General features: G+C 68.0%; 14 protein-coding genes. 6 read left to right on the forward strand and 8 right to left on the reverse strand.

Annotated features, from left to right (window positions below; genetic code table 11):
• Position 1 precedes the first annotated feature (1 nt).
• From frc to ABGB14_RS02040, 5 genes are all read left to right on the forward strand, one after another.
• Complete coding sequence (gene frc / locus ABGB14_RS02020) at positions 2-1225, forward strand: formyl-CoA transferase (RefSeq protein ID WP_347641766.1); 1224 nt, start codon at positions 2-4, stop codon at positions 1223-1225.
• A 57-nt stretch (positions 1226-1282) separates the two neighbouring features.
• Positions 1283-3430, forward strand: coding sequence for an acetate--CoA ligase family protein (locus tag ABGB14_RS02025; RefSeq protein WP_347643112.1), 2148 nt, complete (start codon positions 1283-1285; stop codon positions 3428-3430).
• A 76-nt stretch (positions 3431-3506) separates the two neighbouring features.
• Positions 3507-5000 (forward strand): Nramp family divalent metal transporter, encoded by a 1494-nt coding sequence (locus tag ABGB14_RS02030; RefSeq protein WP_347641767.1) that lies wholly within the window; start codon positions 3507-3509, stop codon positions 4998-5000.
• On the forward strand, positions 5000-5491 hold the full coding sequence (locus ABGB14_RS02035; RefSeq protein ID WP_347641768.1) for a hypothetical protein: 492 nt from the start codon (positions 5000-5002) through the stop codon (positions 5489-5491). The genes ABGB14_RS02030 and ABGB14_RS02035 overlap by 1 nt, the downstream gene beginning before the upstream one ends.
• Positions 5488-6462, forward strand: a complete 975-nt coding sequence (locus ABGB14_RS02040; RefSeq protein WP_347641769.1) for a TerC family protein — start codon at positions 5488-5490, stop codon at positions 6460-6462. The genes ABGB14_RS02035 and ABGB14_RS02040 overlap by 4 nt, the downstream gene beginning before the upstream one ends.
• A 137-nt stretch (positions 6463-6599) precedes the next feature.
• Here ABGB14_RS02040 and ABGB14_RS02045 read toward each other — a convergent pair whose 3' ends face one another.
• From ABGB14_RS02045 to ABGB14_RS02070, 6 genes are all read right to left on the reverse strand, one after another.
• Positions 6600-7388 carry an SDR family oxidoreductase gene (locus ABGB14_RS02045; protein ID WP_347641770.1) on the reverse strand — a complete coding sequence of 263 codons (789 nt, stop codon included), beginning with the start codon at positions 7386-7388 and terminating at the stop codon, positions 6600-6602.
• A gap of 111 nt (positions 7389-7499) precedes the next feature.
• Positions 7500-8120 carry a TetR/AcrR family transcriptional regulator gene (locus ABGB14_RS02050; RefSeq protein ID WP_347641771.1) on the reverse strand — a complete coding sequence of 207 codons (621 nt, stop codon included), beginning with the start codon at positions 8118-8120 and terminating at the stop codon, positions 7500-7502.
• A 136-nt stretch (positions 8121-8256) separates the two neighbouring features.
• Positions 8257-9315, reverse strand: coding sequence for an SDR family oxidoreductase (locus tag ABGB14_RS02055; protein WP_347641772.1), 1059 nt, complete (start codon positions 9313-9315; stop codon positions 8257-8259).
• A gap of 34 nt (positions 9316-9349) precedes the next feature.
• Positions 9350-10204, reverse strand: coding sequence for an alpha/beta hydrolase (locus ABGB14_RS02060; RefSeq protein ID WP_347641773.1), 855 nt, complete (start codon positions 10202-10204; stop codon positions 9350-9352).
• 84 nt (positions 10205-10288) lie between these two features.
• On the reverse strand, positions 10289-11626 hold the full coding sequence (locus tag ABGB14_RS02065) for an MFS transporter (RefSeq protein WP_347641774.1): 1338 nt from the start codon (positions 11624-11626) through the stop codon (positions 10289-10291).
• A gap of 29 nt (positions 11627-11655) precedes the next feature.
• A complete protein-coding gene (locus ABGB14_RS02070) occupies positions 11656-12081 on the reverse strand; it encodes a hypothetical protein (RefSeq protein WP_347641775.1) in 426 nt (141 codons plus the stop codon).
• Between the two features lie 101 nt (positions 12082-12182).
• On the opposite strand from ABGB14_RS02070, the gene ABGB14_RS02075 reads away from it, so the two are divergent.
• Positions 12183-13082 carry a LysR family transcriptional regulator gene (locus tag ABGB14_RS02075; RefSeq protein WP_347641776.1) on the forward strand — a complete coding sequence of 300 codons (900 nt, stop codon included), beginning with the start codon at positions 12183-12185 and terminating at the stop codon, positions 13080-13082.
• Between the two features lie 72 nt (positions 13083-13154).
• Here ABGB14_RS02075 and ABGB14_RS02080 read toward each other — a convergent pair whose 3' ends face one another.
• Entirely contained in the window at positions 13155-14459 is a 1305-nt protein-coding gene (locus tag ABGB14_RS02080) for an SGNH/GDSL hydrolase family protein (protein ID WP_347641777.1), read from the reverse strand.
• A gap of 634 nt (positions 14460-15093) precedes the next feature.
• Positions 15094-15270 carry a hypothetical protein gene (locus tag ABGB14_RS02085; protein ID WP_347641778.1) on the reverse strand — a complete coding sequence of 59 codons (177 nt, stop codon included), beginning with the start codon at positions 15268-15270 and terminating at the stop codon, positions 15094-15096.
• Positions 15271-15415: the final 145 nt, after the last annotated feature.

Here is a 15415-nt window from a genome sequence, read left to right on the forward strand (position 1 = left end):
CATGAAGGCTCTCGAAGGTGTCCGCGTCCTCGACATGACCCATGTCCAGTCCGGCCCGTCCGCCACCCAGATGCTCGCGTGGCTGGGCGCGGACGTGGTCAAGCTGGAAGCACCCAAAGGCGACATCACCCGGCAGCAGCTCCGTGACGTGCCAGACGTCGACAGCCTCTATTTCACGATGCTCAACTGCAACAAGCGCAGCATCACCCTCAACATGAAGAGCGAGCGCGGCAAGGAGCTCTTCACCGAGCTCGTGAAGAACGCGGACGTCCTGGTGGAGAACTTCGGGCCGGGCGCGGTCGACCGCATGGGCTTCACCTGGGAACGCCTCCAGGAGCTCAACCCCCGCCTCATCTACGCCTCGATCAAGGGCTTCGGCTCCGGCCGGTACGCCAAGTTCAAGGCGTACGAGGTGATCGCGCAGGCGATGGGCGGCTCGATGAGCACCACGGGCTTCGAGGAGGGCCCGCCGCTGGCCACCGGGGCGCAGATCGGCGACTCGGGCACCGGCATCCACGCGGTCGCCGGCATCCTGGCGGCCCTCTACCAGCGCGAGCAGACCCAGCGCGGCCAGCGCGTACAGGTGGCCATGCAGCACGCCGTGCTGAACCTGTGCCGGGTCAAGCTGCGCGACCAGCAGCGGCTGGCGCACGGCCCGCTTCGCGAGTATCCCAACAAGACGTTCGGCGACGAGGTGCCGCGCTCGGGCAACGCCAGCGGCGGCGGCCAGCCGGGCTGGGCGGTGCGCTGCGCTCCCGGAGGCCCCAACGACTACATCTACGTGATCGTGCAGCCGGTCGGCTGGGAGCCGATCGCGAACATCATCGGCCGTCCCGAGCTGGCGGACGACCCCGAGTGGGCGACGCCGGAGGCGCGGCTGACCAAGCTGGACAAGATGTTCCAGCTCATCGAGGAGTGGACGATCCGCCACGACAAGTGGACGGTGCTCGACCGGCTCAACGGCGCCAACGTCCCTTGCGGGCCGATCCTGTCCACCAAGGAGCTGGTGGAGGACGAGAGCCTGCGCGAGGAGGGCATCGTCGTCAAGGTCGACCACCCGGAGCGCGGTGAGTTCGTGACGGTCGGCAGCCCGCTGCAGCTGTCGGACTCTCCGGTGGACGTCGTCACACCGCCCCTGCTCGGCGAGCACAACCAGGACATCTACGGCGAGCTCGGCGTCAGCGCGGACGAGCTTGCCGAACTCAAGACGAACGGAGTCATCTAAGTGGAGCGGCGAGTAGGGCCCGACAGCGGCGGCGCTCATGACCAGCGCACCCAGCGAGTGCCCGTAGGGAGCGCGACCATAGGCACGGTCAGGGAAGTCATCGACAAGGCGCTCGCCGAAGGGCGCACCGCCCTGACAGCACCCGAAGGACGCAGGCTGTGCGAGGAGTACGGCATCGCGACCCCGGGCGAGGGGCTGGCCACGTCGGCCGCGGAGGCGGCGGAGATCGCCGAGAAGATCGGGCTCCCGGTCGTCCTCAAGATCGTCTCGCCCGACATCCTGCACAAGACGGACGCCGGCGGCGTGCTGGTCGGCCTGAAGAGCGCCGACGAGGTGCGGGAGGGCTACGACACGATCCTGGCCAACGCCCGCGCCTACAACCCCGACGCGAAGATCGACGGCATCCAGGTGCAGCAGCTGGTCGGCGGCGGCCACGAGGTCATCGTGGGCGCCGTCACCGACCCCACGTTCGGCAAGGTCGTCGCCTTCGGGCTTGGTGGTGTCCTGGTCGAAGTTTTGCAGGACGTTACCTTTAGGCTTGCCCCGCTTTCGGGCGAAGATGCCTTTGGGATGCTGGACAACATCAGGGCGGCAGAAGTCCTCCGTGGTGCTCGCGGCGCCGAACCCGCCAACCGGGAGGCGCTCGCGGGCCTGATCGAGCGGGTCGGCCGGCTGGTCACCGACTTCCCCGAGATCATCGAGGTCGACCTCAACCCCGTCTTCGCCGACGCGAACGGCGCGGTCGCCGCCGACGTGCGCATCCTCATCGGGGACAAGCCCGCGGAGGTCACCCGGCTGCCGCGCGAGGAGATCCTCCGGCAGATGACGCGGATCTTCAAGCCGCGCTCGGTCGCGGTGATCGGCGCCTCCGCGGAGAACGGCAAGATCGGCAACTCCGTCATGCGCAACCTCATCAACGGCGGCTACCAGGGGCAGATCCTGCCGATCAACCCCAAGGCCGACGAGATCATGGGGCTGCCCGCGTACAAGAGCATCTCCGACGTCCCCGGCGACGTGGACGTGGCCGTGTTCGCCATCCCCGCCAAGTTCGTCGCGGCGGCGCTGGAGGAGACCGGGAAGAAGGGCGTGGCGGGCGCCGTCATGATCCCGTCGGGGTTCGCCGAGACGGGCAACGTCGAGGGCCAGCAGGAGATCGTCGAGATCGCGCGCAGGCACGGCGTGCGCATGCTGGGCCCCAACATCTACGGCTACTACTACACGCCGGAGAACCTCTGCGCGACGTTCTGCACGCCGTACGACGTCAAGGGCAGCGTGGCGCTGACCTCGCAGAGCGGCGGCATCGGCATGGCCATCCTGGGCTTCAGCCGCACCACCAAGATGGGCGTCTCCGCCATCGTCGGCGTCGGCAACAAGGCCGACGTGGACGAGGACGACCTGCTCACCTTCTTCGAGCAGGACGACAACACCAAGGCCGTGGCCATGCACCTGGAGGACCTCAAGGACGGGCGCGGCTTCGTCGACGCCGCCCGCCGCGTGGTCAAGGAGAAGCCGGTCATCGTGCTCAAGGCGGGACGCACCGCGATGGGCGCGCGGGCGGCCGGCTCGCACACCGGGGCCCTGGCAGGCGACGACAAGGTCTACGACGACATCCTCCGGCAGGCCGGGGTGGTGCGCGCGCCGGGCCTCAACGACATGCTGGAGTACGCCCGCGCGCTGCCGATCCTGCCCGCGCCCAAGGGCGAGAACGTCGTCATCATCACCGGGGCGGGCGGCTCGGGCGTGCTGCTCTCCGACGCCATCGTCGACGCCGGGCTGACGCTCATGGACATCCCGCCCGACCTGGACGAGGCCTTCCGCGCCTACATCCCGCCCTTCGGGGCGGCGGGCAATCCCATCGACATCACCGGCGGCGAACCGCCATCGACGTACGAGAACACGGTCCGCCTCGGCCTGGCCGACGAGCGCATCCACGCGCTCGTCCTGGGCTACTGGCACACGATCGTGACGCCGCCGATGGTCTTCGCCGAGCTCATCGCCCGCGTCGTGGCCGAGGAGCGGCAGAAGGGCAACGTCAAGCCGGTCGTGGCGTCGCTCGCCGGGGACACCGAAGTTGAGGAGGCCAGCGAATACCTGTTCGAGCATGGCGTGGTCGCGTACCCGTACACGACTGAGAAGCCCGTGGCGGTCCTCGGTGCGAAGTACCGCTGGGCCAGGGCGGCCGGGCTGCTGGGCCAGAGCCGATAGATCGCACAGCAGCCAGGCGAGGGGGCCATTCGGGGCAGCAGCGCAGAAAGGCAACAACCCCCCAGGAGGTCCGTAGGTGGACACATCGAACACACCACCGGCGGCGCAGGCCGCGCCACCGGTGGAGGACGAACGAGTATGGAAAGCGGGCCGGCTCGAGCCGATGCCCATCAGGAAACTCCCCGACGCGCCTCCCTCGGTGCACATTCTCGGGCCGACGGTCTTCCTCGTCGCCCTGGGCGTGGGCATGGGAGAGTCGTACATGTGGCCCCGGCTGGTGCTGCTGTTCGGGCCGGAGATCCGGTGGTTGTTCCTGATCGGCGTCACCCTGCAGGCCGTGGTGATGCTGGAGATGGCGCGGTACGCCATGGCCACGGGGGAGAGCATCTTCTCCGGCGCGGCCAGGGTGTTCAAGCCGCTGATGTGGTTCTTCTTCATCGTCGCCATCGCCGTCTACATCTGGCCGGGGCACCTGTCGGCGGGAGCGGCGGCGTTCGAGGAGATCAGCGGAATACCCTGGGTGGTGACCGCGGTCGCCGGGTTGATCCTCGTGGGCGTGATCTTCAGCCTGGCGAAGGTGATCTACAACGTGCTGGAGAACGTGCTGTCGCTGCTCATCGGCGCGCTCGTGCTCGGCACGGCCGTGGTCGCCGCCATGGTCGGCACCTTCAACGACGTGGTCACCACGATCACCGGCATGTTCTCCTTCGGCTACCTGCCGCCGGAGGCCATGACCGCGGCCTGGTTCCCGGTGATCGTCGGGGCGTGCGCGTTCGCCGGCCCGTCGGGTATGCAGCAGATGTGGTACACGCTGCACCTGCGTGACTCCGGCGCCGGCATGGGCGCGCACATGCCGAAGGTCCGCGGGCTGCGGCACGCGGGCGAGCAGGAGGAGATGCCCTCGCGCGGGTTCATGTTCGACACCGACGACCCGGCTGAGATGGCCAAGTGGAAGGGCTGGCGGCGCTGGGTCACCTTCGACGCCCTCCTTCTGTTCTGGGGCATCACCATGCTGGTCACGATCTCCTTCACGGTGATCGCCCAGTCGGCGGTGCGGCAGAACCCGGGCGTGCGCGACGTGATCGCAGGCGATGACCGGGAGGTGGCGCTCACCGCGATGGCGGACGCGGTCTCCTCCGCGGGCAGCTCGGTACTCGGGGTGGTTTTCCTCGGGTTCATCGCGCTCATCGGCCTGAACGCGACGCTGGGGTTGTTCGACTCCTTCTCCAGAGGCCAGGCCGACATGACGTACAACTTCGTGCCCGGCGCGAAGAAGATCCGCATGTCGCACCTGTACGCGATCTTCCTCTGGGGTGTGATCATCTTCGGCATCCTGATCCTGCTGTTCGGCCCGGCCGACGGACCCAGCGGGATCCTGGACACGCTGGCGTTCCTGTCGACGTTCGCGATGGGCGCGTACTGCGTGACCCTGCTCCTGGTGAACAACCGCATGTTGCCCAAACCGATCAGGCCCAAGTGGTGGACCAACGTGATCATCGGGTTCGGCGCGGTGTTCTACCTGGGGATGTTGTTCTACAGCCTGTTCGCCTATGGCGTGGTCGTGGGCTGATGATCGGACGGCACAGCCTCGAACTCGCCCTGCCAGGGGCGTCGATCGGAGCCGCCGCCGGTGCCATGGCCGGTGGGCTGACCCTGCTCGCGGGGCAGCCCACCGGGATGGCCGCGCTGTCGGCCCTCGCGCTCGCCGTGCCGCTCGGCCTCTTCGGCGGGCTGTACGGCGTGCTCCTGGGCCACGGCGTGTTCCGGCCCGGCACCTTCGGGCCCGTCGGACTGTTCTGGATGGCGGCCTTCCCCGTGTCCCGGCTCATGCAGGAGAGCGTGGCCGGGGTCGGCATGGCCGACGGCGTGCTGCCGTTCCTGGCGTACCAGGCGATGGTGGCGCTCGGCTTCGCGATCGGCTTCGTCTGGCTGCACGAGCGGCTCATGCCGCACTGGCTGATGCGCAGGGCCGGCGCGAACCCTGAGGCCAAGGCGCTGCTCGGCCAGTACATCAGGCACGCCCAGGCGCTGCAGGCGACCAGGAAGGGGTCGCGTCGATGAACCTGCCCGTCTGGGTCTGGCTGGCCACGATCGGCGGATTCTGCATCGTGCTCGCGTTCGACTTCTACCTCGTCGCCCGCAACCCGCACGAACCCTCCTTCAGGGAATGTGTGGGGTGGGTGTCGTTCTACGTGGGTCTGGCCGTGGCCTTCGGCGCCGGCCTGCTCCTGTTGTCGGGCCCCGCGCACGGCGGGGAGTTCTTCGCGGGGTGGATCACCGAGTATTCGCTCAGCGTGGACAACCTCTTCGTCTTCCTGCTGATCATGAGCCGATTCCAGGTGCCGCGTCAGTATCGCCAGAAGGTGCTGCTCATCGGCATCATCCTGGCGCTGATGATGCGCGGCGCCTTCATCGCGGCCGGCGCCGAGGCGGTCTCCAGGTTCGACTGGCTCTTCTACGTCTTCGGCGCGTTCCTCGTCTACACCGCGTGGAAGCTGATCGGCCACGAGGACGACGACGCGGAGTTCTCCGAGAACCTCGCCCTGCGCACGGTGCGCCGGGTGCTCCCGACCACGGACACCTATCACGGCGCCCGGCTCACCGTGCATCTGGGCCGCAGGATGGTCACCCCGATGCTGATCGTGATGGTCGCCATCGGGACGACCGACCTGCTGTTCGCACTCGACTCCATCCCGGCCATCTTCGGGCTCACCAAGGAGCCCTATCTGGTGTTCACCGCCAACGCCTTCGCCCTCATGGGGCTGCGGCAGCTCTTCTTCCTCATCGGCGGGCTGCTGGACCGGCTCGTCTACCTGAGCAAGGGGCTGTCGGTGGTGCTGGCGTTCATCGGGGTGAAGCTGATCCTCGAGGCCCTGCACCACGACGGCGTGTCGTGGGCGCCGGAGATCCCGATCATGGTCTCTCTCGGCGTCATCCTCGGCACCCTGGCGGTGACCACGGTGCTGAGCCTGATGAAGTCGTCCCGCGACGCCAGGGCGAAGGAGGTGGAGCCGGAGCCTGCCGACCGCTGACGCGCCTCGGGACCCGAGGCCGAGGCCGCGCGCGGGGGCGGCACCGCCCCTGCCGCGGCTCGGCGGCATGCTCACAACGACGTGCCCAAGGGCGCCTGCCCAGGGACGGGGACTCTTGTGCACGTCGTGCTGCCGTCTCACAGTTGGCGCAGGGCTCCTCCGTCGATGGCCCATTCGGCGCCGGTGACCTGGGCGGCGCGGGGGGACAGCAGGTAGGCGATGACGCCGGCCACCTCCTCCGGGGTGCCGATGCGCCCGGTGGGCAGGCGCCGCTCGACGCGGATGAAGTGGTCGACGGCGTCTGCCGGCGGCAGGTCGAAACGCTGGGCCAGTTGCTCGGCGAAGCCGCCAGGAGCGTCGAAGAGCGCGGTGCGCGTAGGGCCCGGAGAAACGATGTTGGAGCGCACCCCGGCCGGGCCGAGGGCCGCGGCCAGGGATTTCGACACCGACAGCAGTGCCGCCTTGGACGCGGCGTAGTCGGCGATGGACGCGTCGGGCATGCGGGCCGCCTCGCTGGCGACGTGGACGATGCTGCCTCCCCCGGGGTTCTGCGTCAGGATCGGCAGCGCAGCTCGCGTGAGCCGGACAGCTGAATGCAGGTTGAGCTCGAAGGTGGCGTGCCACTGGTCGTCGTCGATGTCGGCGAACGAGTCGCGGGAGATCAGGGCGGCCGCGTTGTTGACCAGTCCGTCGAGCTTGCCGTGGCGGTCCATGATCTGTGCGACGACCTGCGTCGCGACCGCCGGATCGGTGAGGTCGGCGCGGATGAGCTGTGTGGCGGACGGCAGCGCGGGCTGAGGGGAGGTGCCGCGGGCGATCGCCACGACCTGAGCTCCTTCCCCGGCGAGCAGATGGGCGGTAGCCAGGCCGATGCCGCTGGTCGCACCGGTGACGAGAATGACCTTGCCGGAGAGGTGAAGGTCCATGGCGGGCTCCTTGGAAGCCGGAGACGAGGGAATGGGCTGGGTTGCGGGGCACTGGGCTTGCGGGGCGGGGCGCGTGCGCGCAGGCCGTACCGGCAGCTCGGGACATCCATCTCACGTGTTTGGTCCGACGAACGCCCCCGCGCGGGCGGCGGCCAGAGTGCGCAGAGCCGCCCGCTCGGCGACAGCCGCATCGATGACCTCCCGGGTGACCAGCAGGCGATAGTAGATGGGCGCGGAGACGGCCCGGATGACTTCCTCGCCGTCGGTGCCCGGCGGAAGCTCGCCGCGCGCGATGGCCAGGTCGACGCACTCTTCCCACTCGTGGATGCGACGGACATAGAACGCTCGAAGAGCGTCGGCCGCGCCTCCGTCGCAGGTGGCAGCTGTGATCATGGCTTCGAGTGTCGGGCCCAGGCGCTCGTCGGTGATGCCGTGGAGAACATTGGCAGCATGAGCGCGAAGGTCTCCTTCGATGGTTCCCGTGTCGGCGTGCGGAGCCGACTGCTCGGCGAGTTCCCTCATCAGATCAGTCACGAGACCTGCGGTTGTTCCCCAGCGACGGTACAAGGTGGTTTTGCCCACGCCTGCTCGTGACGCCACGTGATCCATGACCAATCCATGGAAGCCGCGTTCCATCAGCTCGTCCTGGGTTGCCTCGAGCACCGCGGCACGCACTCGGGCTGTGCGACCGCCAGGACGCACCGTCCCTGCCGAGCGGGAATCCTGATTCATGGAGGCTCCTGCATCACGCCGATGCTATCGGCACCAATGACCCGTTAAGGACGTGGCTTGCTGGTGTCGCCGCGACATGCCCTGAACACCGTCTCGCTCCACCGAACGCACAGTTCGGTGGAGCGGCTCCATCGGCTCAGGGGATGATGCGGCGTTCGCGCATGCCGGACAGGATGTTGAGGAACATCTCCTCGGTGTCGACGAAGTCGTGGAAGCCGAAGCGCCGGGCCTTGGTGCCGTCGGCGAACATGTCGTAGTCCCAGGAGAACACGAAGTCGCCGAACCCCCACGATGACAGCTCTTCGTAGGTGTGCGGCTCCAGGCCGTACTTGCGCGTCATCTCCTCCCAGAGCGGCGCCTTGTCGGCCATGACGGTGGCCAGTGACATGGGAAGCGGGCTGGCGACTTCCAGATCGAAGAATTGGGCGATCTTCGGCCACATGTCGTCCCAGCGGAACAGATCGCCGTTGTTGATGTTGAACGCCTGGTTCGCGCATCGGGGATCGGTCGCTGCCCAGACGGTTGCCTTGGCGAGCAGCCCGGCGTCGGTCATCTCAAGGAGGCTGTGGTAGGCCCCCGGCTTGCCGGGGAAGCGCATGGGCACGCCGAGCTCCTTGGCGATGGAGCCGTAGACGGCGATCACCATGGCCAGATTCATGGGATTGCCGAGGGCGAAGCCGCACACGACGGACGGGCGGATCGCCGACCATGTCCAGGACTTGCCCCGCTGCCGCCGCTCCAGGAATTCCTGCTGGTCGACGTTGAACTCCGGCGGCATGTGGTGCGGGTCCGATTCGCGGGCCGGCGTCTTGAACGGTCCGAGGTGAGCACCGTACACCTTGTAGCCCTGCATCAGGCTGATGTGAGCGAGGTCTTGTGCGAAGGGCTCGACGGCGTCGACGACGTTGACGAGCATCGCGAGGTTCGGCGGGACGAGTTCGGCCCAGGTCGGCCGTTCCTGGTAGGCGGTGTAGAAGATGTGGGTGACCTCGTTCAGGCCGGAGAGCTTCTTGGTGCAGTCCTCCGGGTCGAGCAGGTCGACGGAGATGTTGCGGAGGCGGCCGCTGTCCGGCGCGGAACGGCGGGATAGGCCGATCACCTCCCAGTCGTCGAAGGTGGCCAGGTGGTCGACCAGGTTACGGCCGATCACGCCCTGGGCGCCGACGACGAGGGCGACCTTGCGCTGGGTGCTCATTCGGGTGTTCTCCTGTTCCAATGGTGATGGCTGGTCACGGCAGAAGGTGCCTGCGCGTCACGTCGCCGATCCGGGTGTAGAGGGTGTCGGTGCGCTGGACAGCACGACCGGCCAGGTAGAAGGCGTGGATCATTCCGTCGTAGCGGGTGTGCGTGACCGTCGTCCCGGCTATGGCCAGGCGTGCGGCGTACAGTTCGCCTTCGTCGCGCAGCGGGTCGTACTCGGCGGTCATCACGAGTGCCGGCGGCAGCCCGTCGAGGCGGGCCCGCAGCGGTGAGGCGTAGGGGTCCGCCGGGTCGTGGGGTCCCAGGTACTGGGCCCAGTTCCATCGCATGGTGCGGCTTTCCAGCCCGTAGCCTTGCGCGTACGTCTGGTGGGAGGCGGTCGCGCAGGCCGCGTCGGTGGCTGGATAGATGAGGATCTGCAGGCTGATGGCGGGTCCGCCTGCGTCGCGGACGCGCAGGCATGTCGCGGTGGCCAGGTTGCCGCCGGCGCTGTCGCCGGAGACACCGATCCGCTTCGAGTCGATCTGCAGGTCGGTGGCGTTCTCGGCGATCCACGACACGGCCGCGTGGCAGTCGTCGAGCGCCGCGGGAAAGCGGTTCTCCGGAGCCTTGCGGTAGCCGACAGTGATGACGGCGCAGCCTGTGGCGTTCGCCAGCCTGCGCGAAGGCCGGTCGTATATCTCGGGGTCGCCGCTGACCCAGCCGCCCCCGTGGAAGTGGACGAGGCACGGGTACGGGGGCTTGCCGTGCGGATAGTGGACCCGGGCCGGCAGCGCGGAAGCCGGCCCGGGGATGGTCACGTCTCGGACGTGGGCCACGGGCTCCGGCTCGCCCTGCAACTCGAGGTACTTCAAGATGCCGGTGCGGGCGCCGGCGACTGTCATGCGGCCGGTGGGGGCCCGGTTCCTGGTTGTGCTGTCCAGGAGAGCGGCAGCTTGCGGATCCAGAGGCATGGTGTCTCGACGGGCTCAGCGCGTCGCACGAAGGGCGACGCGATTGCGGTGCAGCAGAACGCCGCCGATCGTGGTGGCGAGACCGGACAGGCCCATCATCGTCATCATCGGCACGGGCGATCCGCCCAGACCGCCTACGGCGGCCAGGGTGGGCAGCGGCAACAAGCCGCCGCCTACCAGCGCGCTGATCGCGATCACGGTCGCAACGCCGACGTAGCGCACCTCTACCGGGAACAGGTGCGACATCATGGTCGGCACCACCCCACCGAAGATCCCGTATGAGACGGCGCCCACGATCATGGCCAGCCACAGCGCGTATCGGTCGCCTGTGCCGATCAGCAGGTAGGACGGTATGGCCCACGCCATCGTCAGCACGCCTGAGATGATCACGATGCGCTCGCGGCCCCATGCGTCGCCGTATCTGCCGCTGATCGCCACGAGAACGACCAGGGCCAAGCCGGTCAGCACCAGTCCGAGCTGCACGTCCGCGGCGGACAGTTCCGGTTGGTACTTTCCGACGTATGCCAGCAGGCTGGTGAGGAACGCGTAGCCGAAGGTGACCGGTCCGATCCACATCAGCACGCAGATCAGCAACGGCCGCCGTGCCCGGCGCAGGAGCGTGCTGAACTGTCCGGAGGCGGCGCGGCGTTGCGTGGCCACTTTGCTCGACGCCTCGACGAATTCCGGTGTCTCGGAAAGCCGGCTGCGCAGGAGAAGCCCGAAGACGACCAGGACTCCGCTGAGCAGGAACGGCACTCGCCAGCCCCAGGCCTGCCAGGTGGCCTGTCCGACCACCAGGTTGACGATCAGCATCGATGCGCCGGCGGAGAGGATGCCGATCATGTTTCCGATCTGGGGGAAGGCGCCGTAGAGCGTGGCGAGCCTGGGAGGCGCGTGCTCAACGGCGACGACGACCGCGCCGGGATACTCGCCGCCCACGGCCAGTCCTTGGAGCATCCGGAGCGCTACCAGGATGATGGGGGCAGCCACGCCGATCGCGGCATAGGTCGGGAGAAGCCCGATGCCGACCGTCGCCACGCCCATGATGGCCAGTGACGCCAGCAGCGCGGGTCTGCGGCCGAGCCGGTCGCCCATGCGGCCGAACACCGTCGCGCCCAGCGGCCGGATGAGGAAGGCCACAGCGTGCCCCGAGAACGCGGCCAGGGTGCCGAGCCACGGCTCGAAGCTGGGAAAGAACAGCGGGCCGAACACACTGGCCGCGATGAAGGAGTACAGGATGAAGTCGTAGAGTTCTATCGCGTTCCCGATCATGGCCGCGAAGCCGACCTGGCGGGGCGTCAGGGCATTGCGTGGCCGTACGTAGGTGGTCGCGTCTGGGTCGGTGATTGCCATGGGGCCGTGCCTTTGCCGTGGTGCCGTCGTCAGCTGAGCGGGAGCGGGGGGTTCGCGCCGCGGACTTGTTCTACTGTGATGAAGGCCAGGTCGTCGCCGCCGATGTTCTCCAGGTCGTGCAGCAGGTATTCGCCGGCGCCGAAGACGTACTCCCGGGTTTCGCCGCGGCGGTAGGAGACTTCGCGCGTGGTGCCGTCGTGGGTGTGCTGGCGGCTGCGTCCATCGGTCAGCGCCGTCCAGAAGTAGTCGAGTACGTGCCGGTGCGCCGGCAGCCGCTCGCCGGGGGCGAGCCTGATCTGCCAGACGCGCACTCGCTCGGATTCGTGAAGCAGCAGCCCACCGACATGGCCGTTGTGAGCGTTGGCCTGGAACTCGTCTCGGAGGCTCGCCGGCCAGTCGCTGAAGTCCGTCCCTACGACGGCTCCCGCGAGTGGGAGGTTATCCAGGAATGTCACAGTGGGTCTCCTTCCGAGAGAGTCGGCTGTTGAACGAGTCTCGTTGCAGCCACGCCTATAAGTCGAACTCATATCTTTCATAGATCCGATAAAATCTGTTCATGGTAAGCCTGCGTCAGATCGAATACCTGGTCACCGTCGTGGACGAGGGCTCCTTCACGCGCGCAGCCGCGCTGCTGCACGTCACACAGCCCGCGCTGTCCCATCAGATACAGGCACTTGAGCGATCCGTCGGAGCCGCGCTGCTGGAACGAGCATCACGCGGTGCGCACCTCACCCCGGCCGGACGCGCTTTCCTGCCGCACGCCCGGGCGGTCCTCACGGACGCGGCCAACGCTCTCTCCGCCGCCAGGCAATCGGTGGGGCTGGCCGGCGGAGAGCTCAGGCTCGCGACCACCTATTCGATCAGTCTCGGCCTGCTGCCTGCTGCCCTGCGCCTGTGGAGCCGGCGCCACCCGGACGTCGATGTCCGCCTCTACGAGCACCGGCATTCGGATGAGCTGACGAAGGCCATGACGGGAGGGCAGGCAGACTTGGCCATCGGGCCTCGTCCGCCAGACTGGACGGGGCCGATACACACGCTGGGCATCGAAGATTTCGTCATCGCGGTCTCGCGTGACGATCCCCTCGCCGTCCGTCACGCCACAGAGGTGGATCTCGCGGAGCTACGTGAGCGCCGCTGGGTGCACTACGCGCCCGACAACGGCCTTGCCGATGTCCTGAACCTGGCGTGCGCGAGAGCCGCGTTCCAGCCCAGCATCGCCGTACGGACCGAACAAACCGCGTCCGCGCCCATCCTCGCGGCCGCCGGCCTCGGGCCCGCCCTGGTTCCCGCCAACATCGTGCCGGACGGGTACGAGGGCTACGCCCTCAGGCCGTCACCGGGTGTGCGCCGGGAGCTCACCGCCTACGCGCGTACCGTCCCCGATGCGCTCGTCAGCGCCTTCCTCGTCATACTGAAGGAAAGCGCGCGCGAGCGTCTGTCCCGCCCCGCGTCATGACCTGGCCTTCGGCCGTGGGCCGCGGTGGTCGCCGTTCGTCCCGTCGTCGCGGGACGGGGTTCCGCCAGCCGGTCAGCCCTGGTCGTCAGCGCCTTTCGAGGGCCGCAGCACCGCGGCCACTGCCTGAGCCATGGCACGGTAGCCGGCATCGTTGGGATGCAGCTTGTCACCGCTGTCGTAGGCGGGATCGAGCAGATCCGGGTCGGACGGCGAGGCCATCGTCCGGTCGAGGTCGACCACGGCGTCGTACTCGCCGGACGTGCGGATCCACCGGTTGAGCTCGTTGCTGGCGGTCGCCGCGTGATCTCCCCAGTGATCCGAGCCCTTGAAGGGCAGCAGGGTCGCGCCGATCACCTTGATGCCCCTGGCGTGTGCCTTCTTGATGAGGCGCTGGTGTCCCGCGATCAGCTCGCGTGCCGGAATGACAGGGTTCGGCTTGTAGGTAGGCGTGTCCGACTCGCTGAAGCCGATGTCGTTGATGCCCTCCAGAATGACGACCGTGTCCACTCCAGGCTGATCGAGCACGTCACGATCGAACCGAGCCGACGACTTCTCTCCATACCAGGAGGAGTCGTTGAGCACCAGGTTTCCGCCGATGCCTGCGTTGAGTACGGGCCGCGGCTTGCCTGAGGCGTCGAAGACCTCGGCCAGTTCGTCCGAGAAGCGGTTGTTGGCGTCGTTGGTGGAGCCGAAACCATCGGTGATGGAGTCGCCGAATGTGACGACGGAGCCGCGTCCCTGTTCGCCGCCGGTCACATCGAGTCCGGAGAGGTAGTACCACGAATGCGTGCTCTGCGTGAACGCGGACCCGGACGGATCGGTGCGGTGGTCGCCAGCGGCGCGGTAACTGGTGGCATATGCCTGGGAGTGGAAACTGGCGGGACCGGTGGTCCCCGCGAAGTACAACGTGACGGTCAGCGAATCCATGGCGCTGACGTCGAAAGGCAGCGGATCGCTGGCTGCCTGGCCGCGCGCGGGGATGGTCAGCGACGTCGATCGCCCGAACCTGAGATGCCGTACGGAGCCGGCCTTGACGGACGCGCCTTCTTCTGCTCGTGCGACGGTGGCACCGGTGACGCGCAGTGGTGAGGTGCCGTAGAGGTTCGACAGGCGGATGCGAACGCTCCTGCCGCCGGCGGTTGTTCTGACGACCTGCCGAACGCTCTGGTTGGAGAAGCCTTCCTCGGACCAGTTCGGCTCGAAGCCGATACTCGGTCGTTGCGGCGAGGCGATCCAGCCGGCGGCCCAAGCTGAGGTGGCGGCCGATGCGGAGGGCGGTGCGCTTGCGCATCCCGCGCCGGTCGACAGCACCGCTGTCGCCGCAAGCGGGACCAGCAGCCTGGTACGAGGACTTCGCTTGAAGGAGGTCATGATCATCCCATCACAAGCTAACGGTTCATTTGTTCCGTTAAGGCGAGACCAACTGTAGCAGGCTTAATGGAACGAAAGGACCGTTAGCTGGGTGATGTCAGCCACGAGTGACGACGCTCGACACGGGCAAGAGGGTCCTGGCCATGGGAAACGTGCTCCGTCATCACCGTCGGCCGCTGCCGGGTGGTGTTCACGGGGACGGCGCACAGGCTTGATCTGGCCACAGGTGTGGCGTCGCCAATGGTGGCGGCCTTCGCGTGATTCTGGTCGGCGAGGTTCCCGGCGGGATCGCCCTCCGGTTGGACGAGCCGGAGCGGGTGGAGACGGTGCTGGGTGGGAGGGCGCGCGACCGGGCGCCCTGGCCGGCCGCGTCTCCCTCGTCCCCTAGCGCGGCCGGCGTCGGCTATGTCCGGCGGGAGACTGGTTTCGGAACAGCCGAGACCCGTGGTTCCCTGTGGCCGGACGCCGACGGGTCGTCGTACGTTGCTGGAGCCCGGACCTGAGGCCGAAAGCGCGCGGGGGGCGACGGCCCTGCCGGCTCAGCGGCATGTCCGCGGCGAAAGGTGCCTGCGCGTCACTTCGCCGAGCTGGGTGTGGAGCTCAACCGCCCCGGCGACTCACCGACGTTCAGGCGACGCACTCAGCATCGAGGGCTCTTGCGTACGTCGTGCTCTGCGGTCCACTGGCGCAGGTAGCGCTCCGCGTCGTCGGCGGAGTAGTGCTTCCTGAGCGCCGTGCTGAGGCCGAGGCCGATCACCCGGCCATCGGCGGAATGGCCCGCGGGATCACCCAGGAGAAAGCGGATCAGCGCCTTCACGGTCATGCACCTCCCATCTTTGCTACGCATCCTCTGCCCGAGGTGTTACGCAGCATGTCGTCTTCTGTGAACGTCAGATCACCCCGCGGGCCATCCCCGCAGGTCAGCCCGCGGCGGGTCCGAGCAGGTCGTTCTGGACGCTCCG

This window comes from Nonomuraea sp. B10E15, from assembly GCF_039871615.1.
Classification (GTDB): Bacteria; Actinomycetota; Actinomycetes; order Streptosporangiales; family Streptosporangiaceae; genus Nonomuraea.

Excerpts from the sequence above, each read along its gene's own strand:
- ABGB14_RS02055 (WP_347641772.1), bottom strand. The coding sequence starts at position 9,315 with ATGAGCACCCAGCGCAAGGTCGCCCTCGTCGTCGGCGCCCAGGGCGTG.
- ABGB14_RS02060 (WP_347641773.1), bottom strand. The coding sequence starts at position 10,204 with ATGACAGTCGCCGGCGCCCGCACCGGCATCTTGAAGTACCTCGAGTTG.
- frc (WP_347641766.1), top strand. The coding sequence starts at position 2 with ATGAAGGCTCTCGAAGGTGTCCGCGTCCTCGACATGACCCATGTCCAG.
- ABGB14_RS02035 (WP_347641768.1), top strand. The coding sequence starts at position 5,000 with ATGATCGGACGGCACAGCCTCGAACTCGCCCTGCCAGGGGCGTCGATC.
- ABGB14_RS02065 (WP_347641774.1), bottom strand. The coding sequence starts at position 11,626 with ATGGCAATCACCGACCCAGACGCGACCACCTACGTACGGCCACGCAAT.
- ABGB14_RS02045 (WP_347641770.1), bottom strand. The coding sequence starts at position 7,388 with ATGGACCTTCACCTCTCCGGCAAGGTCATTCTCGTCACCGGTGCGACC.
- ABGB14_RS02040 (WP_347641769.1), top strand. The coding sequence starts at position 5,488 with ATGAACCTGCCCGTCTGGGTCTGGCTGGCCACGATCGGCGGATTCTGC.
- ABGB14_RS02080 (WP_347641777.1), bottom strand. The coding sequence starts at position 14,459 with ATGATCATGACCTCCTTCAAGCGAAGTCCTCGTACCAGGCTGCTGGTC.
- ABGB14_RS02075 (WP_347641776.1), top strand. The coding sequence starts at position 12,183 with ATGGTAAGCCTGCGTCAGATCGAATACCTGGTCACCGTCGTGGACGAG.
- ABGB14_RS02050 (WP_347641771.1), bottom strand. The coding sequence starts at position 8,120 with ATGAATCAGGATTCCCGCTCGGCAGGGACGGTGCGTCCTGGCGGTCGC.